The sequence below is a fragment of the Sphingosinicella sp. LHD-64 genome, from assembly GCF_031157375.1.
GTDB lineage: Bacteria > Pseudomonadota > Alphaproteobacteria > Sphingomonadales > Sphingomonadaceae > Allosphingosinicella.
The window spans coordinates 24,414-46,842 of the sequence record NZ_JAVIFV010000004.1 but is presented as its reverse complement, the minus strand read 5'-3'; the positions used below and the strand labels follow the sequence as shown (position 1 = coordinate 46,842).

General features: G+C 68.3%; 26 protein-coding genes. 16 read left to right on the top strand and 10 right to left on the bottom strand.

The features are described 5' to 3' along the window. Positions 1-4: 4 nt before the first annotated feature. The 6 genes from RCO27_RS13730 (at position 5) to RCO27_RS13705 (ending at position 4,271) form a co-directional block, all read left to right on the top strand. Positions 5-622, top strand: a complete 618-nt coding sequence (locus tag RCO27_RS13730) for a LysE family translocator (RefSeq protein ID WP_309003261.1) — start codon at positions 5-7, stop codon at positions 620-622. A 5-nt stretch (positions 623-627) separates the two neighbouring features. After that, positions 628-1,515: a F0F1 ATP synthase subunit gamma gene (locus RCO27_RS13725; RefSeq protein ID WP_309003260.1), complete on the top strand. Its 888-nt coding sequence runs from the start codon at positions 628-630 to the stop codon at positions 1,513-1,515. Further along, positions 1,512-1,820, top strand: a complete 309-nt coding sequence (locus RCO27_RS13720; RefSeq protein ID WP_309003259.1) for a hypothetical protein — start codon at positions 1,512-1,514, stop codon at positions 1,818-1,820. The genes RCO27_RS13725 and RCO27_RS13720 overlap by 4 nt, the downstream gene beginning before the upstream one ends. A 103-nt stretch (positions 1,821-1,923) precedes the next feature. Next, entirely contained in the window at positions 1,924-3,450 is a 1,527-nt protein-coding gene (gene atpD / locus RCO27_RS13715) for a F0F1 ATP synthase subunit beta (RefSeq protein WP_309003258.1), read from the top strand. A 39-nt stretch (positions 3,451-3,489) separates the two neighbouring features. Further along, positions 3,490-4,002, top strand: a complete 513-nt coding sequence (locus tag RCO27_RS13710) for a hypothetical protein (protein WP_309003257.1) — start codon at positions 3,490-3,492, stop codon at positions 4,000-4,002. A 5-nt stretch (positions 4,003-4,007) separates the two neighbouring features. Continuing rightward, on the top strand, positions 4,008-4,271 hold the full coding sequence (locus RCO27_RS13705; protein WP_309003256.1) for an ATP synthase F1 subunit epsilon: 264 nt from the start codon (positions 4,008-4,010) through the stop codon (positions 4,269-4,271). On the opposite strand, the gene RCO27_RS13700 is transcribed toward RCO27_RS13705, so the two are convergent. Then, the gene (locus tag RCO27_RS13700) at positions 4,268-4,837 is read right to left on the bottom strand and encodes a LysE family transporter (protein WP_309003967.1); all 570 of its coding nucleotides are present in this window, start codon (positions 4,835-4,837) and stop codon (positions 4,268-4,270) included. The genes RCO27_RS13705 and RCO27_RS13700 overlap by 4 nt on opposite strands. A gap of 122 nt (positions 4,838-4,959) precedes the next feature. Continuing rightward, positions 4,960-5,865 (bottom strand): DMT family transporter, encoded by a 906-nt coding sequence (locus RCO27_RS13695; RefSeq protein ID WP_309003255.1) that lies wholly within the window; start codon positions 5,863-5,865, stop codon positions 4,960-4,962. A gap of 101 nt (positions 5,866-5,966) precedes the next feature. On the opposite strand from RCO27_RS13695, the gene RCO27_RS13690 reads away from it, so the two are divergent. Continuing rightward, a complete protein-coding gene (locus RCO27_RS13690; RefSeq protein ID WP_309003254.1) occupies positions 5,967-7,481 on the top strand; it encodes a CpaF family protein in 1,515 nt (504 codons plus the stop codon). A 7-nt stretch (positions 7,482-7,488) separates the two neighbouring features. On the opposite strand, the gene RCO27_RS13685 is transcribed toward RCO27_RS13690, so the two are convergent. After that, positions 7,489-7,677, bottom strand: coding sequence for a hypothetical protein (locus RCO27_RS13685; protein WP_309003253.1), 189 nt, complete (start codon positions 7,675-7,677; stop codon positions 7,489-7,491). A 68-nt stretch (positions 7,678-7,745) separates the two neighbouring features. On the opposite strand from RCO27_RS13685, the gene RCO27_RS13680 reads away from it, so the two are divergent. Continuing rightward, positions 7,746-8,588, top strand: coding sequence for a methyltransferase domain-containing protein (locus RCO27_RS13680; protein ID WP_309003252.1), 843 nt, complete (start codon positions 7,746-7,748; stop codon positions 8,586-8,588). A gap of 126 nt (positions 8,589-8,714) precedes the next feature. On the opposite strand, the gene phaR is transcribed toward RCO27_RS13680, so the two are convergent. Continuing rightward, entirely contained in the window at positions 8,715-9,266 is a 552-nt protein-coding gene (gene phaR / locus RCO27_RS13675) for a polyhydroxyalkanoate synthesis repressor PhaR (RefSeq protein WP_309003251.1), read from the bottom strand. A gap of 127 nt (positions 9,267-9,393) precedes the next feature. Here phaR and RCO27_RS13670 point away from each other — a divergent pair, with 127 nt between their 5' ends. Both RCO27_RS13670 and RCO27_RS13665 read left to right on the top strand, forming a co-directional pair. Then, positions 9,394-10,338 (top strand): alpha/beta fold hydrolase, encoded by a 945-nt coding sequence (locus RCO27_RS13670; RefSeq protein ID WP_309003250.1) that lies wholly within the window; start codon positions 9,394-9,396, stop codon positions 10,336-10,338. A gap of 43 nt (positions 10,339-10,381) precedes the next feature. After that, on the top strand, positions 10,382-11,557 hold the full coding sequence (locus tag RCO27_RS13665) for an acetyl-CoA C-acetyltransferase (RefSeq protein WP_309003249.1): 1,176 nt from the start codon (positions 10,382-10,384) through the stop codon (positions 11,555-11,557). 1 nt (position 11,558) lies between these two features. On the opposite strand, the gene alr is transcribed toward RCO27_RS13665, so the two are convergent. The 3 genes from alr to RCO27_RS13650 form a co-directional block, all read right to left on the bottom strand. Continuing rightward, a complete protein-coding gene (gene alr / locus RCO27_RS13660; protein WP_309003248.1) occupies positions 11,559-12,593 on the bottom strand; it encodes an alanine racemase in 1,035 nt (344 codons plus the stop codon). A 27-nt stretch (positions 12,594-12,620) separates the two neighbouring features. Beyond that, entirely contained in the window at positions 12,621-14,246 is a 1,626-nt protein-coding gene (locus RCO27_RS13655) for an MFS transporter (protein ID WP_309003247.1), read from the bottom strand. An 80-nt stretch (positions 14,247-14,326) separates the two neighbouring features. After that, positions 14,327-14,947, bottom strand: a complete 621-nt coding sequence (locus tag RCO27_RS13650; protein ID WP_309003246.1) for a TetR/AcrR family transcriptional regulator — start codon at positions 14,945-14,947, stop codon at positions 14,327-14,329. 37 nt (positions 14,948-14,984) lie between these two features. On the opposite strand from RCO27_RS13650, the gene RCO27_RS13645 reads away from it, so the two are divergent. Together RCO27_RS13645 and RCO27_RS13640 are read left to right on the top strand one after the other, a co-directional pair. Continuing rightward, positions 14,985-15,431 carry an abscisic acid-deficient protein Aba4 family protein gene (locus tag RCO27_RS13645; RefSeq protein ID WP_309003245.1) on the top strand — a complete coding sequence of 149 codons (447 nt, stop codon included), beginning with the start codon at positions 14,985-14,987 and terminating at the stop codon, positions 15,429-15,431. Next, positions 15,428-16,255: a hypothetical protein gene (locus RCO27_RS13640; RefSeq protein WP_309003244.1), complete on the top strand. Its 828-nt coding sequence runs from the start codon at positions 15,428-15,430 to the stop codon at positions 16,253-16,255. The genes RCO27_RS13645 and RCO27_RS13640 overlap by 4 nt, the downstream gene beginning before the upstream one ends. On the opposite strand, the gene RCO27_RS13635 is transcribed toward RCO27_RS13640, so the two are convergent. Next, the gene (locus RCO27_RS13635) at positions 16,252-16,605 is read right to left on the bottom strand and encodes a tRNA-binding protein (protein ID WP_309003243.1); all 354 of its coding nucleotides are present in this window, start codon (positions 16,603-16,605) and stop codon (positions 16,252-16,254) included. The genes RCO27_RS13640 and RCO27_RS13635 overlap by 4 nt on opposite strands. A 47-nt stretch (positions 16,606-16,652) precedes the next feature. Between RCO27_RS13635 and RCO27_RS13630 the strand changes: the two genes are divergently transcribed. Both RCO27_RS13630 and RCO27_RS13625 read left to right on the top strand, forming a co-directional pair. Further along, positions 16,653-18,449 carry a DUF885 domain-containing protein gene (locus tag RCO27_RS13630; RefSeq protein ID WP_309003242.1) on the top strand — a complete coding sequence of 599 codons (1,797 nt, stop codon included), beginning with the start codon at positions 16,653-16,655 and terminating at the stop codon, positions 18,447-18,449. Further along, positions 18,446-18,949, top strand: coding sequence for a DNA-deoxyinosine glycosylase (locus tag RCO27_RS13625; RefSeq protein ID WP_309003241.1), 504 nt, complete (start codon positions 18,446-18,448; stop codon positions 18,947-18,949). Before RCO27_RS13630 ends, RCO27_RS13625 begins: the two co-directional genes overlap by 4 nt. Here RCO27_RS13625 and RCO27_RS13620 read toward each other — a convergent pair. Beyond that, complete coding sequence (locus RCO27_RS13620; RefSeq protein ID WP_309003240.1) at positions 18,946-19,218, bottom strand: hypothetical protein; 273 nt, start codon at positions 19,216-19,218, stop codon at positions 18,946-18,948. The two genes, RCO27_RS13625 and RCO27_RS13620, sit on opposite strands and share 4 nt — an antisense overlap. A gap of 28 nt (positions 19,219-19,246) precedes the next feature. Beyond that, positions 19,247-20,008 (bottom strand): 3'(2'),5'-bisphosphate nucleotidase CysQ, encoded by a 762-nt coding sequence (locus RCO27_RS13615; protein WP_309003239.1) that lies wholly within the window; start codon positions 20,006-20,008, stop codon positions 19,247-19,249. Positions 20,009-20,104: 96 nt separating this feature from the next. Here RCO27_RS13615 and wecB point away from each other — a divergent pair, with 96 nt between their 5' ends. Then, the gene (gene wecB, locus RCO27_RS13610) at positions 20,105-21,250 is read left to right on the top strand and encodes a non-hydrolyzing UDP-N-acetylglucosamine 2-epimerase (protein ID WP_309003966.1); all 1,146 of its coding nucleotides are present in this window, start codon (positions 20,105-20,107) and stop codon (positions 21,248-21,250) included. Next, the gene (locus RCO27_RS13605) at positions 21,229-22,341 is read left to right on the top strand and encodes an FAD-binding oxidoreductase (RefSeq protein WP_309003238.1); all 1,113 of its coding nucleotides are present in this window, start codon (positions 21,229-21,231) and stop codon (positions 22,339-22,341) included. Before wecB ends, RCO27_RS13605 begins: the two co-directional genes overlap by 22 nt. Positions 22,342-22,429 lie beyond the last annotated feature (88 nt).

Sequence of the window (22,429 nt, the reverse complement as noted above, 5' to 3'; positions counted from 1 at the left end):
GCCGATGGCCGACCACTCTCTCCTCGCATGGACGCTGCTCAGCATCGGCCTCGTGCTGACGCCGGGCCCGGACATGATGCTCGTCGCGGGTCACGCTGCGCGCGGAGGCGCGCGGGCCGGCCTTGCGGCGACGGCAGGCGTGGTGATCGGCGGCCTCTGGTACATGGCGTTGTGCGGCTTCGGCTTCCTCAGCGTCCTGACCGCCTTCCCGGCCCTGTTCACGGTCGTGAAGATCGCCGGCGCGATCTATCTCGCCTGGCTCGGCTTCCGGCTGCTCAGCGGCGCGATCCGCCCGGCGCCGGCGGCGGCAGAGGCACCCGCGCTCGGCAAGCCCTTCTGGCAGGGGCTGCTCACCACCGCGCTCAATCCCAAGGTCGCGTTGTTCTTCCTCGCGATCCTGCCGCAGTTCGTCGGCGTCGGCCCTGACGCCCCGCTCAAGGGCGCGCTGCTGATCGCGGTGCCCTATGTGATGGGCGCCTTCTGGCTCTCCGGCCTCGCGATCGTTGCCGCCCGCGCGGGCCGCGCGGTGAAGACAAGCAACGCGATGCGCTGGGTCGAAGGCCTGCTCGGCGTGGCATTCTTTGGTTTGGCGGGCCGCCTGGCCCTTGCTCGGAACGTATAGGTACAATGGCAAGTCTCAAGGCGCTCAAGAACCGGATCGCGTCGGTCAAGTCAACGCAGAAGATCACCAAGGCGATGAAGATGGTCGCCGCCGCCAAGCTGCGCCGCGCGCAGCAGGCGGCCGAGGCCGCGCGCCCCTATTCCGAGCGCATGGCGAACGTGATGGCGAGCCTCGCCTCGACCATCCAGCCGGGCCCGCAAAGCCCGAAGCTCCTCGCCGGCACGGGCAAGGACGACACCCACCTTCTCATCGTCGCGACCTCGGACCGCGGCCTCGCCGGCGCGTTCAACTCGAACATCGTGCGCGCCGCCCGTCGCAAGGCCGACGAGCTCAAGGCCCAGGGCAAGACCGTCTATTTCTATCTGGTCGGCCGCAAGGGCCGCGCGGTGATCCAGCGCTTCTTCCCGAAGCAGATCATCCACCAGCACGACACCAGCGCGATCAAGCAGGTGAGCTTCGCCGACGCGCAGGAGATCGCGAACGACATCGTCGATCGCTACACGACCGACGGCATCGACGTCGTCCACCTGTTCTACGCCAGGTTCCAGTCGGCGCTGGTGCAGGAGCCGGTCGCGCAGCAGATCATTCCGGTCCCGCCGGTCGAGACCGCGGCGAAGGCCGAGTCGGGCGTTGCGGCCGCGGCGGTCGAGTATGAACCGGACGAGGAGGAAATCCTCGCCGAGCTTTTGCCACGCAACATCGCGGTCCAGATCTTCCGCGCCTTGCTCGAGAACGCCGCTTCTGAGCAGGGTAGCCGGATGACCGCCATGGACAATGCGACGCGCAATGCCGGCGACATGATCAACCGGCTGAGCATCGAATATAACCGCACCCGTCAGGCGGCCATCACCAAGGAGCTGATCGAGATCATCTCCGGCGCGGAGGCCCTATGACCCGTTATTCCATCCTCACCCTCGCCCTCGTTTCCACCGCTGCGTTCGCGCAGGCTGCTTCGCCGACCGCGGCGCAGTTCCAGCAGGCGCTCGCCGAGGCCTGTCCGGCCCCGCGCCAGCAGACCCGCAACATCCGCTGCGCGGTCGAGGAGCAGGGCTCCATCCAGTATCGCTGCACCTACGAGGCGCAGGGCGCCGACCAGCGCTGGGCCTCGCAGACCGCCATCCTCCAGCGCGCCGAGGGCCAGTGGGTCTGGATCGACGGCCCGACGCGCTGCGACGACGAAAACCCCGAATTGAACTGAAGCAGAACTCTCACCGTCACCCCGGCGAAGGCCGGGGTCCAGACCAGGACTGGATGCCGGCCTTCGCCGGCATGACGACCAAGGAAGGCAAGAAGGAACGAACATGGCCACCGCCGCTAAGACTCCCGCCAAGCCCCGGGCCAGCCGGGCGAAGACCGCCAAGGCCGACGCGCCCGTCGCGACCGCGCGCACCGGCACCAACGTCACCGGCCGCATCAGCCAGGTGATCGGCGCCGTCGTCGACGTCACTTTCGACGGCGAGCTGCCGGCGATCCTTTCGGCGCTCGAGACCACGAACGGCGGTCAGCGCCTCGTCCTCGAGGTCGCCCAGCACCTCGGCGAGAACACCGTCCGTACGATCGCGATGGACTCGACCGAGGGCCTGACCCGCGGTCAGGAAGTCCAGGACACCGGCTCGCAGATCCGCGTGCCGGTCGGCCCGAAGACGCTCGGCCGCATCATGAACGTGGTCGGCGAGCCGATCGACGAGCGCGGCCCGATCGGCAGCGACCTCACCGCCCCGATCCACGCCCCGGCCCCGGAATTCGTCGACCAGTCGACGGAGACCGCGATCCTCGTCACCGGCATCAAGGTGATCGATCTGCTCGCCCCGTACGCGAAGGGCGGCAAGATCGGCCTGTTCGGCGGCGCCGGCGTCGGCAAGACCGTGCTCATCCAGGAGCTCATCAACAACATCGCCAAGGGCCATGGCGGCACCTCGGTGTTCGCCGGCGTCGGCGAGCGCACCCGCGAAGGCAACGATCTCTATCACGAGTTCCTCGACGCGGGCGTCATCGCCAAGGACAAGGACGGCAATCCGACCCCTGAGGGTTCCAAGGTCGCCCTCGTCTTCGGCCAGATGAACGAGCCGCCGGGCGCCCGCGCCCGCGTCGCGCTGTCGGGCCTCACCCAGGCCGAATATTTCCGCGACGTCGAGGGCCAGGACGTGCTCTTCTTCGTCGACAACATCTTCCGCTTCACCCAGGCGGGCTCGGAAGTGTCGGCGCTCCTGGGCCGCATCCCCTCGGCGGTGGGCTACCAGCCGACCCTCGCGACCGACATGGGCGCGCTGCAGGAGCGGATCACCTCGACCAACAAGGGCTCGATCACCTCGGTGCAGGCGATCTACGTCCCCGCGGACGACCTCACCGACCCGGCCCCGGCCACCTCCTTCGCCCACCTCGACGCGACGACCGTGCTGTCGCGCGCGATCTCGGAGCTCGGCATCTACCCGGCCGTCGACCCGCTCGACTCGACCAGTCGCGTGCTGGAGCCGCGCACCGTCGGCCAGGAGCATTACGAGACCGCCCGCAAGGTCCAGGAGACGCTGCAGAAGTACAAGTCGCTGCAGGACATCATCGCGATCCTCGGCATGGACGAGCTGTCGGAAGAAGATAAGCTGACGGTCCAGCGCGCCCGCAAGATCCAGCGCTTCCTGTCGCAGCCGTTCCACGTCGCCGAGGTCTTCACCGGCATCAGCGGCAAGTTCGTGTCGATCGAGGACACGGTCGCGAGCTTCAAGGCGGTGGTGAACGGCGAATACGACCACCTCCCCGAGGCGGCCTTCTACATGGTCGGCGGCATCGAGGAAGCGGTCGCCAAGGCCGAGAAGCTGGCGCAGGAAGCCTGAGCCCCAGTGCGCAAGGGACGCGCACTGATAGCCTGGACGATGCTGGCTGTCATGTGCGCGCCCGCGGGAGCCACGGAGAACAGGCAGGCCGGGATCGTCGTGCGGGTGCTGTTCGGCGTTTGCGAAGAGATCATCGTCCGCAACGCCGAACTATGGAATCACCCCGAGCTTGGCGGGCTCGGTTTCCGCCGCACACCGCGGGCACTCGAGGAGCGACTCAGGGGAACTGCCGATCAGGCCCCGGTCATTGTCCGCCGAGGCGAAGGGGCCGAGATGATCACGGTTCTCCACTATCCGAGCCTGAGCGCGTGCGCGGTCATGTTCGGGGGCAGTCGTCGGCACGACACGCTTCAGGCGATTCGAACGCACCTTGCGGGCCTCCCCGGACTGGCGCCGGATACGTCCGCCCCGATGCCGGCGGGACCGTTGGCCATCGACAGTTATCGGTTTCGACTCGGAAGTGAACTGAGCCACCGCTTGACCATTGCGCACGGCCCCGACACGGATCGGGATCCGGTCACCATCGCCACCATCTATTTTTCACGGGATTGATTCACATGGCAGACCTCCACTTCGAACTCGTCACGCCGGAAAAGCTGGTCCGCTCCGAGGACGTCCACATGGTGGTCGTTCCCGGCACGGAGGGCGATTTCGGCGTACTCGCCGGCCACGCACCGGTCATGTCGACGATCCGCGCCGACGCCGAGCTGGCGGTCTACCGCACCCAGGGCGGCGAGCCCGAGCGCATCCGCGTCGAGGGCGGCTTCGCCGAGGTCAACGACAAGGGCCTGACCGTCCTCGTCGAAAAGGCCGACGCTTAGGCGGGTGCGCTGGCCGAGAAACCGGCCAGCGCCGCCAGCACGACCGTGACCCCCATCGTGACATTCATCGCCCGCTCCTGAAGCGGCGTCAGCCGCAGCGTGCCGAGGCCGGCGCCGGCCGCCAGCCAGGCGATGTCGACGGCCAGAATGACAGCCATGCACAGCGCCATCTTGAGCAGCATGTCGAGCTCGCGGCTGTCGGGGATCAGCACGGAAGCAGACAGGAGCGCCATCAGCGCAAGATAGGCCTTGGGGTTCAGCACCCCCAGCAGGAAACCGCCCAAGGCGGTCGCCCGGGCCGGTGGCGGCGCATCGCCCGCGCCGGCGATCGGCGCGCTCGCGATCTGCCAGGCCAGATAGGCGAGATAGGCGGCTCCGCCCACGCTCATCATCAGGAGCAGGCCCGGAACCGCCGCCAGAGCGGAAAACAATCCCAGGCCGCAAACCAGCACGACCAGCGCCAGTCCAAGCTGAAGCCCTGCATAGAACGGAAGGCCGCTTCGAACGCCGCCGCTGCGTCCAATGGCGACCAGCGCCGCGATCCCTGGCCCCGGTGAACCGAGCAGAGCGACGGCAGCCAGGAGGAAGGCGATGAACGGGGCCAGGGCTTATCTCTCGAATCAAATATAAAGATATAAAGAAGTCTTTATATGTGATTCCAAGAGAGCGCTAGCCCCGCTTTGTCATATCAATCCGGTGTCTCGGCCACGGCCGGTGCCTTCTGCGCCCGCCAGAGCCACAATCCGCCGAGGATGATCAGCGCCGCGCCGCCAAATGTCGCCGCGTCCGGCGCGTTGCCGAACCAGGCCCAACCGAGCCCGGCCGCGACGAGCAGTTGCACATAGGTCATCGGCGCCACAACCTGCGCCGTCGCCCTACCCACCGCGGTGAAGATCAGCGCATGGCCCAAGGTCGCGAACACCGCGACCGCCGCGCATTTCGCCACGATGACCGCGTCCGGCGCTGAAATCCGGAACGGCGGCCCGCCGAAGCTGTGCAGCGCCCAGGCCGCCGCGATCAGGATCGGCGCCGCGATCGCCGCGAGCAGGAACTGCATCACGGCCACCGGCGCATCGCCCGCGGTCTTGCGGTTCAGCATCATCAGCCAGGACATGCCGAACGCCGCGCCCACCGGATAGAGCGCCACGATGCCGAGCTCGACCACGTTCGGCCGCAGCACGACGAGCACGCCCGAAAAGGCCAGCACCAGCGCCAGCCATACGGCCCGCGGCGTCTTCTCCCCCAGCACGAACGGCGCCAGCAAGGCGGTCAGGATCGGGCTAGTGAACTGGATCGCGGTCGCGTCCGCCAGCGGCATCGCCATCACGCCCATGAAAAAGCACAGGGTTGCAACGCTCACCGCCAGTCCGCGCCCGAACTGCAGCCCGGCGCGCGGCAGGACGAACCCCCCGCCCCCATGCCGCACGGCGACATAAGCCAGCAGGCCCAGAGCGCCGAACGCGTAGCGCAGCGCCGAGACCGCGCTCCCGGGCCATGCCCCGGCCATCGATTTGACGATCGCGTCGCCGCAGGAGAGCGAGATGAAACCCGCGAGTGCGATCAGGATGGCGGTGCGGGTCTGGGCGGCGCTCATCGCCTCGCCATCGGGCGCGGTTAGGTGTTTGTCAAAGTTTCCGCCTTATTCACCACTTCGACCTTGAAGAACCACACAGCAGGGCGGGGTTTGCTGTCGATATGAGCGCTTTTGGACGACGTGGCGGCGTGGGTGGCACGGGCGGGCGCCCGAGCTTCGGAACGGCCGCGCCGATGAAGGGCCCGGCCCCGCGCCCGGCCGGCGGCAGCCAGTTCCCGCCGGTCGAATCGCTTCCCGAGGCGGTCGAGGAGGTCGAGGCGACCCCGATCGACCGCAGCGCGAGCGGCGCGATGGCGCGCCTCGACGATCGCCAGGCGCAGGTGGTCGACCACAACACCCAGCGCAACGAAGGCTTCGAGGCCTCGATCCACCGGATCAAGGAGCAGGTGCTGCCGCGCCTCCTCGAGCGCGTCGACCCCGAGGCGGCCGCGACGCTCAGCAAGGACGAGCTCGCCGAGGAGTTCCGCCCGATCATCGGCGAGGTGCTCGCCGAACTGAAGATCAACCTCAACCGGCGCGAGCAGTTCGCGCTGGAGAAGGTGCTGGTCGACGAGCTGCTCGGGCTCGGGCCCTTGGAGGAGCTGCTCAACGACCCCGAGGTCAGCGACATCATGGTCAACGGGCCGCTGCAGACCTTCATCGAAAAGAAGGGCAAGCTCGCCCTCGCCACCATCCAGTTCCGCGACGAGGAGCATTTGCTCCAGATCGCCCAGCGCATCGTCAACAAGGTCGGCCGCCGCGTCGACCAGACGACGCCGCTCGCCGACGCCCGCCTGCAGGACGGCAGCCGCGTCAACGTCATCATCCCGCCGCTCTCCCTGCGCGGCACCGCCATCTCGATCCGCAAATTCTCGGAAAAGCCGATCACCGTCGACATGATGCGCGGCTTCGGCTCGATGTCGGAGAAGATGGCGACGGTGCTGAAGATCGCCGGCGCGAGCCGCATGAACGTCATCATTTCGGGCGGCACCGGCTCGGGCAAGACGACGATGCTGAACGCCCTCTCCAAGCTGATCGACCCGGGCGAGCGCGTCATCACGATCGAGGACGCGGCCGAGCTGAGGCTGCAGCAGCCGCATTGGCTGCCGCTTGAAACCCGCCCGCCGAACCTCGAGGGTCAGGGCGCGATCACCATCCGCGACCTCGTCATCAACGCGCTGCGTATGCGCCCCGACCGCATCATCCTCGGCGAGATCCGCGGCAGCGAGTGCTTCGACCTGCTCGCCGCCATGAACACCGGCCATGACGGCTCGATGGCGACGCTCCACTCCAACTCCCCGCGCGAATGCCTCGCGCGTATGGAGAACATGGTGATGATGAGCGACATCAAGGTGCCGAAGGAGGCGATCAGCCGTCAGATCGCCGACTCGGTCGATCTCATCGTCCAGGTGAAGCGCCTGCGCGACGGCTCGCGCCGCACCACCAACATCACCGAGGTGATCGGCATGGAGGGCGACGTCATCGTCACCCAGGAATTGTTCAAGTTCGAATATCTGGACGAGACGCCGGACGGCAAGATCATCGGCGAATATCGCTGCATGGGACTCAGGCCGTACACGCTGGAGAAGGCCAAGATGTTCGGCTTCGACCAGCCCTATCTGGAGGCGTGCCTCTAGCCCTCGCTCACCCATGCATCGCCAGGATCGCGAAGGCGATCGCGGCGAAGATGGCGACGATCTGGATGCCGCGCCACGGCATCCAGCCGCTGTCGTCCAGATCGGTGCGGCGGCTCCGCTTCCAGTCGGCGAGGCCGGCGACCAATACGATCCCGATCGCGACGCCGTCGGCCGCCCACATCAGGTGCTGATCCATCGTTCCCCTTGAATCCTCGCCGCCGCTCCGTCATGGGCTCGTCTCACAACATATCTAGGGAGAGCTTCATGATCCGCCAGATTGCCGCGCTCGCTTTTGCCGCCTCCACCCTGGCAGCCGGTGCCGCCGCCATGGCGGGCCAGCAGGCCGCGGCGCTCTCGCCCGCGCACGACCGGGCGCTTGCCGCCGCGATCGCCGCCCAGACCCGCACCCCCGCCAACGTCGCGCGCGACCGCTACCGCCATCCGCGCGAGACGCTCGCCTTCTTCGGCGTCGAGCCCGGCGATACGGTGGTCGAGATCTGGCCGTCGGGCGGCTGGTATACGGAGATCCTCGCCCCCTATCTCGCCCAGGGCGGCGGCAGCTATTATGCGGTCGCGATGAGCGACAACGGCCACACTGGCGTGCGCCGGTTGATGACCGCCAATCCGTCGCTCTACGGCCAGATCCGGCTGGCGACCTTCCCCGCCTTCAACAGCGCCGACACCCGCGTGCCCGACGGCACCGCCGATGTCGTGCTGACCTTCCGCAACGTCCACAACTGGGCGAGCGGCTACCAGCGCAACGACGAACCCTATGCCGAGGACGCCTTCCGCCAGATGTTCGCGATGCTGAAGCCCGGCGGCACGCTCGGCGTCGTCGACCACCGCCTGCCGGAAAGCGTCGATTCGGCGCGCGAGGAGGACAGCGGCTACATCAAGGTCTCGACCGTCCGCCGTCTCGCCGAGGCCGCCGGCTTCCGCTTCGTCGGCGCCTCCGAGGTCAACGCCAATCCGCGCGACACGGCCGACTGGCCGCGCGGCGTCTGGACGCTGCCGCCCACCTACCGGCTCGGCGACCAGGACCGCGAACGCTATGCCGCGATCGGCGAGAGCGACCGGATGACGCTCCGGTTCGTGAAGCCGGAATAACCGCGTCATCCCGGCCCTTCGACCCCGCCCGCGGCGTCGCTCAGGACAAACTCCGGCCGGGATCTGAGGACCGGACGTCGCGGCGAGATGCTCCCTGAGACCCCAGCCTTCGCTGGGGTGACGGAATCAGTCGCTCAGCTTGTCGAGCTTGGTCTGGAGCGCGGCGAGCTGGGCCTTGAGCTCGGCCAGCTCGGCCTTGGTGTCGCCCTCCGCCGGCGCCGGCGCCGCCGCATTGGCCTTGCCGCGCCCGGCCGCCGCCGCGGTGAACATCTCCATGTTGCGACGGGCAAGCTCGGCGAAGGGATTGGAGGCGAACGCACCGGCCATCGCCTCATGCAGCTGACTCTGGTTGCGCTGCAGCGCCTCCAGGCTCGCCTCCAGATATTGCGGGACGACCGCCTGCATCTGGCCGCCATACATGCCGATCAGCTGGCGCAGGAAATTGACCGGCAGCATGGTCGAGCCATGCGCTTCCTCCTCCATGATGATCTGGGTGAGGACCGAGCGGGTGATGTCCTCGCCGCTCTTGGCATCGAGCACCTTGAAGTCGCGCTTCTGCCGGACCATCTGCGCGAGCCGCTCGAGCGTGATATAGGTCGAGCTTTCGGTATCGTAGAGCCGCCGGTTCGCATATTTCTTGATGATGACTGGATCGTCTTCGGACCGGGGCGCCGCCATGCCGGACTCCTCTAAAGCTGGGGCTACTGCTGTAGCACCATCTTTTGCGGCGCTGCAACACAGACCCCGCCCGCTGCCGCTGTTCCTCTCTTTGTTGCACAGCGAAACCGCAGCAAATCCGGCACGGATGGAGCGCGCGCTCGCGGGCCTGCGCAAATATCAGGAGGCACCGCGCCCGCCTGCGCCGTCACCGATGCCGGCGATCGCCGCCGTGGAGGGTGCCAGCCTGCGCGACTATGGCGGGGACGGGCCGCCGCTGCTGATCGTGCCATCCCTCATCAATCCGCCGACCGTGCTCGACCTCGGGAAACGCTCGCTGCTGCGCTGGCTGGCGACGCAGGACCGGCGCGTTCTGCTCGTCGACTGGGGCTGGCCCGACGAGACGCGAAAGGCGCTGTCGGTCGCCGGCCACGTCGAGCAGGTTCTGCTACCGCTGATGGAGGTGGTCGGCGCGCCGGTGGATCTCGCCGGCTATTGTCTCGGCGGAACCATGGCCGCGGCGGCCGCGCAACTCGGCCCCGTGCGCAGCCTCGCCCTCATCGCCACGCCCTGGCACTTTGCGGGCTTCGGCGAGTCGCGGGCGCAGCTCGCCCGGCTCTGGGCCCAGTCCCGCGCCACCGTCGATGCGCTCGGCCTGATGCCGATGGAGGTGCTGCAGAGCGCCTTCTGGGGCCTCGATCCGGCCCGCACCGTCGCCAAGTTCGAAGCCTTCGCCGAGATGGACGGCCCCGCTGCCGACGCCTTCGTCGCGCTGGAGGACTGGGCCAATGACGGCCCGCCGCTCACCGCCGCGGCGGCGCGCGAGCTGATGGAGGACTTCTTCGCCGCGGACCTGCCCGGCATCGGCGGCTGGCGCGTCAGCGGCGAAATCATCGATCCGGCAAGACTCGAGGTGCCCATCCTCAACATCGTCTCGACCACCGACCGCATCGTGCCCTATGCCAGCGCCGTGCAGGCCGGCGAGCGGATCGACCTCGCGCTCGGCCATGTCGGCATGGTCGTGGGATCGCGCGCCCGCGACGCTCTGTGGGAGCCGCTGGCCTCCTGGCTTTCCCGCACCGCAGCAAAGTGATAGGCCGGCGTCAATTCTTCACCTCCGAAAGGGCCGAGTCCCCATGACCGACGTCGTCATCACCGCCGCCAAGCGCACCCCCGTAGGTTCCTTCCTCGGCAGTTTCGGCGGTACCCCCGCCCATGAGCTCGGCCGCGTCGCGATCGAGGCCGCGCTGGCGCAGGCCGGCGTCGCGCCGGAAGACGTCTCCGAAGTGATCCTCGGCCAGGTGCTGACCGCCGCCCAGGGCCAGAACCCGGCCCGCCAGGCCTCGATGGGCGCGGGCATCCCGAAGGAGGTTCCGGCCTGGGGCGTCAACCAGGTGTGCGGCTCGGGCCTGCGCGCCGTTGCGCTCGCCAGCCAGGCCATCCAGACCGGCGACGCGACCATCGTCGTCGCCGGCGGCCAGGAGAGCATGAGCCTTTCCACCCACGCCCAGAATTTGCGCGGCGGCACCAAGATGGGGTCGGTCGAGCTCGTCGACACGATGATCAAGGACGGTCTCACCGACGTCTTCAACAACTATCACATGGGCATCACCGCCGAGAATCTGGCCGAACAGTACCAGATCACCCGCGACGCGCAGGACAGCTTCGCGGCGGCCTCCCAGAACAAGGCCTCGGCCGCCCGCGCGGCCGGCCGGTTCAAGGACGAGATCGCGCCGGTGACGGTCAAGAGCCGCAAGGGCGAGACCGTGGTCGACGCCGACGAATATATCCGCGACGGCGTCGAGCAGTCCGGCCTCGCCGGCCTCAAGCCCGCCTTCAAGAAGGATGGCACCGTCACCGCCGCCAACGCCTCGGGCCTCAACGACGGCGCCGCCGCGCTCGTGCTGATGAGCCGCGAGGAAGCGACACGCCGGGGCGCGCCGATCCTCGCCCGCGTCGCCTCCTGGGCCTCGGCTGGTGTCGATCCCTCGATCATGGGCATCGGTCCGGTGCCGGCCTCGAAGAAGGCGCTGGAGAAAGCCGGCTGGACGCTCGCCGACCTCGACCTCATCGAGGCGAACGAGGCCTTCGCCGCCCAGGCGCTGGCGGTCGGCAAGGAGCTCGGCTGGGACGCCGACAAGGTGAACGTCAACGGCGGCGCGATCGCCATCGGCCACCCGATCGGCGCATCCGGCGCGCGCGTGCTGACCACCCTCATCTACGAGATGCAGAAGCGCGACGCCAAGAAGGGCCTCGCCACGCTCTGCATCGGCGGCGGCATGGGCATCGCGCTCTGCGTCGAGCGCGACTGACCTAGGTCCAGCGCCGCGCGAAGCGGCTGCCCAATGTGGTGAGCAGTTCGTACTGGCTGAGCCCCGACTGGGCGGCGGCCTCCGGCAGGTCGTAGTCGAGCTCGATCCAGTCGCCCTCCTTCAGGTCGGGTGCCGCGTCGACCGAAATCGCGGTGAGATCCATCGAGACGCGGCCGACGACCGGCAGCGGGGTGTCGCCGGCCTTTGCCCGGCCCGCGTTGGAGAAGCCGCGCAGGTAGCCGTCGGCATAGCCGATGTTGAGAATGGCCAGTTCGTGGTCCCGCTCGGCGAGGAAGGTGCCGCCATAGCCGACCCGATCGCCCCGCCCGATCCGGCGGCGCTGGATGATCTGCGCCTCGACACGGGCGACCTGGCGGATGTGCGGCGCGGCCTCGCGGCGCGGGATGCCGCCGTAGAGCGCGACGCCGGGCCGGGTGAGATCGAAGGCGAAGCGCGGGCCGAGGCAGACGCCGGCGCTGTTCGACAGGCTCAGCCGCTTCGCCTTCACCTTGGCGGCGACCTCGCGGAAGCCCTTGCGCTGCGCCTCGTTCGTGTCTGTGTCCTCCTCGGCGCAGGCGAGGTGGCTCATCAGCGTCTCGATCCTGAGGCCGTCGAGCAGGCCGGCCGCCACGTCCGCCGGCGCGAGGCCGAGCCGGTTCATGCCGGTGTCGACCATCACGTCGCAGGGCCGCCCCGTTTCACGCCAGCGCCGCACCTGCTCCGGGCTGTTCAGCACCGGCCGGGCGATCCGGGTCGCCGCGACCGCCATGTCGTCCGGACCGGCACCGTGCAGGACCGACAAGGCGAGGTCGCCCGGCCAGGGCTCCAGCGCCTCGACCTCCGCCCAGGTGGAGACGAAGAAGTCGCGGCAGCCGGCATCCTGCAGCCGCTTCACCACCGCGCGCGCGCCGAGCCCGTAGGCGTTCGCCTTGACCGCCGCGCCGCAGGCCGCGCCGCCACCCTTGTGGGCGAGCCAGTGCCAGTTGGAGACGAGCGCGTCGGAATCGAGGGTGAGACGAAGCGGGCGGTGGACCATGGCGGCGCCGTAACGCGGGTGCGGCGCTTAGTCCAACCGCTTGCCGGAGGTCTCGGGCAGCCAGATGATCGTGATCACCAGACCCACCGCGACCACGGCGACCGTGTACCAGAGGCCCGCGAACGGATCGCCGGTCTTGGCGACGATATACTGGCTGATGAACGGCAGAAATCCGCCGAAATAGCCGGTGCCGAAATGGTAGGGGATGGACAGCGAGGTGTAGCGCACGCGCGCCGGGAACAGCTCGACGAGCAGCGCCGCCACCGGTCCGTAGGTCATGCCGGAGAGGAGGCCGAGGAGGAGGATGGCGAGCACGACCTGGACCCCGCTCCAGAAGGGCGGCGCTGTCCGCTCGAGCCGGTAGCCAGCCTCGGCCAGCGCCCGGTCGAGCGCAGCCGAGTCCTCGATGTCGACCGGATCGGGGCCGACGCGGACCTGATAGGCCTCGCCGCCCCAGCCCGGCGCCGGGATGATCGTGTAGTGGATGCCACGCCGCGTCAGCGCGTCGAGCGCGGCGCCGCACGGATTGGCCTGCCGGGACGCGAAGGGCGCATATTCGCAATGATTGCCCTGGACGGTCACCGGATTGCGATCGCGCGCGACCGCCTGCTCGGGATTGGCCGCGGCCGCCATCCAGTGGAACAGCGGGAAGATCAGCAGCAGGGTGAGCACATAGCCGGTGACGAGCGGCGTCTTGCGGCCGATCCTGTCGGAGAGCCAGCCGAACAGCACGAACCAGACGACGCTGAGCAGGGCCGAGAAGCCGACCATCAGCCGCGCCGAATCCTCGTCGATCCTGAGCGCATTCTGCAGGAAGTAGAGGGCGTGGAACTGCGCCGTGTACCAGATCACGGTGAGGCCCGCGGAAACCCCGAACAAGGCGACCAGGATCATCTTTACCTGGTTCCAGGTGCGGAAGCTCTCGCGCAACGGATTGCCCGAGATGCGCCCCGCCTCCTTCATCGCCTGGAAGACCGGGCTCTCCTTGAGCTTCAGGCGCACCCACAGCGAAATCGCGAGCAGCACGAGGGAGACCAGGAACGGGATGCGCCAGGCCCAGTCGGCCTGGGCCGCGTCGCCGAACGTCGCGTTGCTCGCGATCACCACGATCACGCTCAGCAGGAAGCCGCCGGCCACGCTTGCCTGGACGAAGCTGGTGTAGAAGCCGCGCCGGTTGCGCGGCGCATGCTCGGCGACATAGATCGCCGCGCCGCCATATTCGCCGCCGAGCGCCAGCCCCTGCAGCAGCCGGCAGATGACGAGCAGGATCGGTGCGGCGATGCCGATCGAGGCGTAGGTCGGGAGCAGCCCGACCGCTGCGGTCGCCACGCCCATCAGGGTGATGGTGATGAGGAAGGTGTATTTCCGCCCCCACCGGTCGCCGAGATAGCCGAACAGGATCGCACCGACCGGCCGCACGCCGAAGCCCGCGCCGAAGGTCGCCAGGGTCAGCAGGAAGGCGGCGGTGGGATTGGTCGTCGGGAAGAAGAGCCCCGCGATGACCGGGGCCAGCGTCCCGTAGATGAAGAAATCATACCATTCGAACACGGTGCCGAGCGACGAGGCGACGATGACCAGCCGGTCGCGCTTCGGATCGACGACGTGCGCACCCTCCGGCACGGCTTCCAGCCTGTCCGCGACCGCGTCGGTCATGCGTCCATCTCCCCCCGTCAGGCGGCCGAGATTATGCCGGTATCGAAACGGCGGCAACCCGTACCACCCGCGGGGCTCGTCTAGATCCGCAGGTGATCGAGCACCCGCGGCAACAGCGCCTCCGTCGCCCGCTCGGCCGCGTCGTCCTCGCCCCCGAAAACGCCATCCATCGCCAGCCGGGCGAAACCGTGGACCATCGACCAGGCCGCCATCGAGGGCGCGAGATCCCCTTCCCAGTTCTGGCCGATGGGCGCCAGGGCGCCGCGCACCGCGTCGTCCAGGATGGCGAAGGCACGGTCCCCAGCCGCCTGATAGTCCGGATCCGTCCCGTCGATCAGCACCTTGCGCCAGAGCAGATCGAACTTCGCCCGGTTGGCCAGCGCGAACCGGACATAGGCCATCCCCTGGGCGCGAACCCGCGCCACCCGATCGCGCCCCGCCTCCCGGTCCGCTGCTTCCAGCGCATCGCCGAAGGCGCGGAACGCACCGGTCGCTACCGCGGTCAGCAGCCCGCGGGCGTCCCTGAAATGATGACCGGGCGCCGCCGGCGACACGCCCACGCGGCGCGCCGTTTCCCGGAGCGAGAAGCCGTCGACGCCGCGTTCGGCGATGACCTCTTCCGCCGCCGCGATCAGCGCCTCGCGCAATGCTCCATGATGATAGCCGGATTTGATATTGACACTGTTAAGATCATTGCTCATAGCGCGATCTATACAGCGTCAAGATTGGAGTCGCAACATGCTTGATCCGTCCCTGGCCTTCTCGATCGCCAGCCAGCTCGTGCTGGTCGGCTGGCTCGGTCTCATTGTCGCGCTGTTCGTGAAGGCAGCGCGGCCGTTCGTCTGGCCGGTCGCCCAGTTCGCCATCCCGTCGATCCTCGCCGTCGGCTACATCCTGCTCATCCTCGGCGGCCGCGCCGGATTCGAGGAGGGTGGATTCGGCTCCATCGCGCAGGTCCGCGCCCTCTTCGCCAACGACAGCGCGCTCGCAGCGGGCTGGCTCCACTATCTCGCCTTCGACCTGTTCGTCGGCGCGTGGATCGCCCGCGACGGCGCCGGACGCGTGCCGGCCTTGCTCCTCCTGCCCTGCCTGCCGCTCACCTTCCTGTTCGGCCCGACCGGGCTCCTCCTCTACCTCGTCCTGCGGCTCGCCTTCCGCCGGGACCAGCCGGAGACCGCGCAATGAACGGCCTCGCCCTGCAATCGAACCCCGTTCGCCTGCCGATCCCGAGCATCGCCTTGGAACGCCATCGGACGCTCACCGTCTACGGGCTCGCCATGCTGGCCCTCGGCGCCGTGGCAATCGCCCTGCAGGTGCTCGATCCACGCACGCTCGCCAGCGGCATCGGCATCTGGGTGAAGCCGGCCAAGTTCTTCATCTCCATCGGCGTGTTCGCGCTCACCGCCGCCTGGTTCTTCGGCTATGTCCGGCCGGAGCGGCGGGGATCGATCGCGATGCGCGCCACCGCGGCCACGCTGATTGCCGCCGGCACGTTCGAGCTCGCCTATATCTGCTTTCAGGCCGCGCAAGGGCTCGAGTCCCACTTCAACGTCGATTCCCTGTTCCATGTCCGCATGTACCAGCTGATGGGGGTCGGCGCCGTGTTGCTGGTCGGAACGACCCTGCCGATGGCCTGGGAGATCGCCCGGCGACCGGCCGCCGGCCTTCAGCGCAGCTTCGTCGCGGCGGTGGTGATCGGCCTTGTCCTCACCTTCCTGCTCGGCGGCGGCCTCGGCGGCTATATGAGCAGTCAGGCCGGACACGCCGTTGGCGCACAGGGCGGCCATGTCGCGCTGTTCGGCTGGAACCGGCTCGGCGGCGACCTCAGGGTCGCGCATTTCCTCGGTATCCATGCCGAGCAGGCGATGCCGCTGCTGGCGGCGCTCGTTGCGGGCGCTCCGGCGCGGACCCGCTGGCTGGTGCTGGTCGCAGGAACGATCGCCTACACCGCCGTCACGCTCGCCGTCTTCGCCCAGGCCGTGGCCGGGCAGCCGCTGATTCCCGCCTAGAACAGGCGGCTGCCGTTCGGAACGGCGCGTTCCGGCTGAACCAGCACGATCGCGCCGTCCGCATCGGCGAAGCCGAGCGTCAGCACCTCGGACATGAACGGCCCGATCTGGCGGGGCGGGAAGTTCACCACCGCGGCGACCTGCTGGCCGACCAGCGTCCCGGGCGCATAATGAGTCGTGATCTGGGCGCTCGATCTTCGAATGCCGATCTCGTCGCCGAAATCGATGCGCAGCTTGAACGCCGGCTTGCGCGCTTCGGGAAAGGGCTCGGCGGCGATCACGGTGCCGACGCGAATGTCGACGGCGAGGAACTGGTCGAAGCTGACCTGGCTGCTGGACGTATCGATCATGCCGCCGCATGTAGCGGCTCTCGCCCGCAGCGAAAGGGACTTGTGGCATGACGGGATGGACGCGCCGCGACCTGCTTCGCTCGGCCGGCGCCGCCGGGATCGCCGCAGCCCTGCCGGGGCCCGCATGGGCCGGGCAGGTCGCCGACCCGTCCGCCCGACTTCGCGCGGCGATCGCGGCGAGCGACCGGGCACGACGCGCGCTGGATCCGCTGGGCACGTTGCGCCAGGGCCTGCCCCTGGCCGGACCGGCCTTCGTCGACCCGCTCGGTGACGATTATGCCGACGCGGTTGCGCGCAGCGCAGCAAGCGATCAGGAAGCACTCGACGACATCGACCGCGCGGCGCTGAGCAATGTCGATGCCATCGCCTATGACGTGCTGCGCTATCGGGCCGTGCAGACACTGGACGCCGCCCGCTCCGGGCTGGCCGATGTCCAGCGCAGGGCGCCGCTCAACGCGTCCTTCGGGCTGCACCTCGATTTTCCGGACTATGTCGTCACCCGCGCGCCGCAGCTCGCCACGCCCGCCGATCACGCGCTGATGCTCGCGCAGATGGCCGGATTCGCGGGTCATCTCCGCTCGATCACGATGCGCCTGCGCGAGGGCGTGGCGGACGGCTATGTTGAATCGCAGGTCGTCGCCGCCAACGTGCTCCGCCAGCTCGATGCAATGCTCGAAACTCCGCTCGAGCAAAGCCCGTTCATGGCGCCGGTCCGGCAGCTGCCCGAAGGCCTGGCCGAGGAACGGCCGCAGCTCGATGCCCGATATCGTGCGACAATCGAGCGGGAGATTCGCCCGGGCCTCGCCGCATGGCGCGCCTATCTCGCCGAAGACTATCTGCCGCGCACGACCCGCGCGCCCGGCCGCTGGGCGATGAAGGACGGGCGCGCGCTCTATGCGTCGGAACTCGTGCGGCACACGACCACGAGCGATTCCGCCGACGAGATTCATCGGCTTGGCCGCGCCGAGGTGGAACGCATTCGCGGCGAGATGGAGCGCACGCGGACCGAGATCGGCTTTTCCGGCGATCTTCCCGCCTTCTTCGCCCATATCCGCACCGATCCCCGCTTCTATCATAGGCGCCAGGAGGATCTGATCGCGCATTTCGAGCGGATCGAAGAGCGCATCTGGGACGGCATGCCGCGCCTGTTCGGCCGGCGCCCCCGCGCTCCGTTCGAGGTCCGACCGCTACCGGCGCTCGGCGGCCAGCGCGGTACCGGCTACTATCGCGCCGGCCCGGCCGACGGTTCCGGACCGGGGATTCTCTATTTCAACATGGCGATGCTGGACACCCGTCCGATCCCGACGATGGAGACGCTCACGCTCCACGAAGGCATTCCGGGCCACCACTATCAAATCAGCCTCGTCCAGGAAGACACGGCCCTTCCGGATCTGCTCCGCTTCGGCTCGGTCACGGCGTTCAGCGAGGGCTGGGGCCTCTATGCCGAGTCCCTCGGACGGGAGCTCGGCCTGTTCGAAGATCCTTATCAATGGTTCGGCCATCTCGACATGGAGATGCTCCGCGCCGTGCGCCTGGTCGTGGACACGGGTCTTCACGACAAGGAATGGAGCCGCCAGCAGGCGATCGATTATATGCTCGCGAACACCTCGATGGCGCCGCGCGACGTGGAGGTGGAGATCGACCGCTACATCTCGATTCCGGGCCAAGCGTGCGCCTACAAGATGGGCGAGCTCAAGATCCTCGATCTGCGACGCCGTGCCAACGCCCGGCTCGGGGGACGCTTCGACATTCGCGCCTTCCACGACCAGGTGATCGGCACGGGGGCGCTGCCGCTGGCCATCCTGGATGACAAGATCATGCGCTGGGCAGGCGCTGCTGCTTGAGCGATCCGGATCCGCCTCTCCAGCATTGCTTCCCGCCCGTCGTTCGCGCCGACACCCGCCTGCTCGTCCTGGGCAGCCTTCCGGGCGCGATCTCCCTCGCGCGGGGGCAATATTACGCCCACCCGCAGAATCAGTTCTGGCGCCTGACCGGTCCGGTCCTCGGACGCGATCTCGTCCCGCTTCCCTATGAGGCACGCCTCCAGGCGCTGCTCGACGCCGGCGTCGGCCTCTGGGACACCGTTGCCGCCGCTGTCCGCAAGGGCAGCCTCGATGCGGATATTCGCCGCCATGAAGCGAGCGATCTCGGATCGCTCGTCGCGCACCTGCCCAAGCTCCGCGCCCTGGCCTTCAATGGCGGCACCTCGGCGCGAATCGGTCGGCGGCAGCTTGGCGATCCGGCGGGACTGAGGCTGATCGACCTGCCGTCCAGCAGCCCTGCTTATACCATCCCGTTCGACCATAAGCGCGAAGCGTGGCTGGTCCTGCGCACCTTCCTCTAGCGCAGGGTGACGGGTCCCTTGCCGCGCCGCGCGAGGAGGAAAAGCAACAGGGGCCAGAACACCGTGTTGACAAAATCGAACGCCGACGTGACCGGCGCCCAGCCCGTGCCCGCCCTGTAATCGACGAGCTCGTTGATGAGCGCCAATGCGACGACCGCGGCGAGCGGAATCGGCGAGCGCATGCGTCGCCGCAGGACCAGCGCGACCAGCACGAAGATCGCCAGGCCGATATGAACATGAATCAGATCCTCGGACATGCCGGTGAGCACGCCGAGGCGGTCCTTGAAGCTGGAATATTCAGCAAGCATCGAAATGTCCGTCAGTGCCCGTCCGCGAGGAGATGAAATCGACAACCCGCGATCCGAGTTCCGGCCGGGCGATCACGAGATCAGGGATGAGTGTCTCCGGCCGGTTGTAGACCAAGGGGGTCCCATCCAGGCGGGTCGCATGCAGACCCGCAGCCAGCGCGACAGCAGCCGGCGCGCAATTGTCCCACTGATGCTGGCCACCCGAATGGATGTAGAGGTCGGCCTCTCCTGCGACCACCGCCATCGCTTTCGCGCCAGCCGAGCCCATGTCCGCGATATCGGCGCCAAGATGCTCGGCGCAGGCGGCCGCCTCCCCGCACGGACGGGTACGGCTCATCAGGATCAGCGGCCGCGCCCGCGGTGGCGACGCGGGCGGCTGCACCTTGTCCGATCGGAACAGCCGCCCCTGCGCGGGCAGCGCCACCACACCCAGCGCCGGACGTCCATCCACTGCCAGCGCGACATGGACGCCCCAGTCGCTTCGCCCTTCGACATATTCGCGGGTCCCGTCGAGCGGATCGATGATCCACACCCGCTGGCGGGTCAGCCGCGCCGGCGCGTCTGCACTCTCTTCCGACAGGACCGGATCGTCCGGGCGCCAGCGCGCGAGCCCGGCGAGCAGGATGTCGTTCGCCGCCCGATCGGCGAGCGCGCCCAAGGCCTTGCCTTCCGCGCCTCCGGTACTCCTGAGCGCCAGCAAATGCCGGCCCGCCTCTTCCGCCAGTTCCGCCGCAAGCTGTTCGTCGGTCATGGCCTGCTGATGGGCGCGCGCGCGCGCCGACACAAGCGTGACGCTTCCGTTCCGATCTCATCTGTGCTTATCCTGGTCAAAGGGGGATATTTGGCGGTGCGAGTCTTGCCGGTATTCGGGACGAGGCCGGAAGCCGTTAAAATGGCACCACTGGTCCATGAATTTTGCAACAATCCTGATATTGAAACCTATATCTGTATTACTGCACAACATCGAAACATGCTTGATATCGTGCTGGATTTCTTCGGTATCAAGCCAGACTTCGATCTCGATCTCATGACACCCGGACAGTCATTGAATCAGCTCCTGCCCCGGATCGTCGAGCGATTCGATGAGGTTCTCGCCATCGTCGCACCAGATTGGGTCATCGTGCACGGCGACACCACCACGGCGTTCGCCGCGACCCTCGCGGCACACCATCGGCAGATCCGTGTCGCCCATGTGGAAGCCGGGCTGAGGACCTATGCCCCGCACCCGTGGCCGGAGGAATCGAACCGGCGCGGGATCGCGACCGTGGCCGACCTCCATTTCGCGCCCACGCCGGGTGCCGCTGCGAATCTCGTGGCCGAACGCGTGCCCGGCGAAGTGCTGGTGACCGGCAATACCGGCGTCGACGCGCTCTATATCGTCCTCGACAGGATCGGACCTTCAAGATGCGTCGGTTGCGGCCGCAAGCTCGTCCTCGTCACGGGTCATCGCCGGGAAAGTTTCGGCGCGCCGTTCGAAGCGATCTGCGCGGCGCTGCTGGACCTCGCGACACGGCCGGACGTCGAGATCGTCTATCCTGTGCATCCCAACCCGGCCGTGCGCGGGCCGGTCGCCGCAGCGCTGGGCGACCGGCCCGCCATCCACCTGATCGACCCGCTCGACCTGCCGAGCTTCGTCGATCTGATGCGGGCCGCCGATCTGATCCTCACCGATTCGGGCGGCGTGCAGGAAGAGGCGGCGACGCTCGGTATCCCGGTGCTGGTCATGCGCGAGGTCACCGAGCGGCCGGAGGGGATCGCCGCCGGCGTTGCCCGGCTTGTCGGAACCGACCGAAACCGGATCGTGGAAGCTGCAAATATATGGCTCGACGACCCGCCGGCGTTACGGCCTTCGACGCTGTACGGTGATGGCCTCGCCGCCGGTCGGATCGCCGACGCTCTGTGCGGCCTGCCGGTCTCTCCTTTCAGTCCCGGACAGGTGACGCCAGTGCCGCGATCGGCTAGCGCGCCGCTATGGACAGTGCCGATTTCCTGATCATTGGCGGCGGCGTCGCGGGCCTTTCCGCCGGCGCCCGACTGGCGCGCCATGGCCGCGTCGTCGTGCTCGAGGCTGAGGAGGCGCTCGGCTTTCATTCGTCCGGGCGCAGTGCGACCTTCTCGCATTACGGCATCGGCAATCATGTCGTGCGGGTGCTGACCGAGCACAGCCGCCGCTTCTTCCTCGAGACCGACGGCGGCGCCCTCGCCCGCAGCAGCACCGCGCTCTATGTCGCCACTGCCGAGATGCGGTCGACGCTCGACGCGCTGGCCGAAACCATGGCCGCCTTCACCGATACCGGCCACATGGCGCGCGAAGCCGAGATGCTGGACCTGTTCCCGCCGCTGCGCACCGGCGGCGACGCGATCGTCGCCGGCCTTGTCTATCCGGACGGGCTCAGGCTCGATTCCGATGCGATGCTCCAGCATTTCGCCCGGACCATCCGGACCGCAGGAGGGGCCGTGCTGACCCGCCAGCGGATCGCCAGGATAGGCGAGGGCTGGACGGCCGAGACCGAAGCGGGCGAGCGCTGGACCGCGCCAGTCCTGATCAACGCCGCCGGCGCCTGGGCGGATCGCATCGCGGAACTCGCCGGTGTGGCCCCGCTTGGCCTCACCCCCAAGCGTCGCACGATCATCGTCGTCGATCCGCCTGCCGGCGCCAACGTGCGCGGCTGGCCGTTCGTGAAGACGGTGATGGATGATTTCTACATCCTTCCCGAATCGGGCCGGCTGATGGCTTCGCCGGTCGACGAGATCGCCAGCGATCCGTGCGATGCCCAGCCCGAGGAATATGACATCGCCCTGACCGCCGCGAAGGTCGAGGAATATACGACCCTCTCGGTCGCCCGCATCGCCCATCGCTGGGCCGGCCTGCGTACCTTCACGGCGGACCGCACTCCGGCAGCGGGCTTTGACACCGAGGCGCCGGGCTTCCTCTGGCTCGCCGGCCAGGGCGGCTTCGGCCTCCAGACCGCGCCGGCGATGGCCGAGGCGGTCGAGGCGCTGGTGACCGGCTCGCCCTGGCCCGGCGCGCTCGCGGCCGACGGCGTCACCGCCGCGGAGCTCGATCCGGCGCGGCTGAGATAGCTACACAAGACACTCCGCAGCCTGTATCACCCGGCCAAGCTCGATGTCGTACGGCCCGCCTCTCAATTCCGGCATCTCATCCGACACC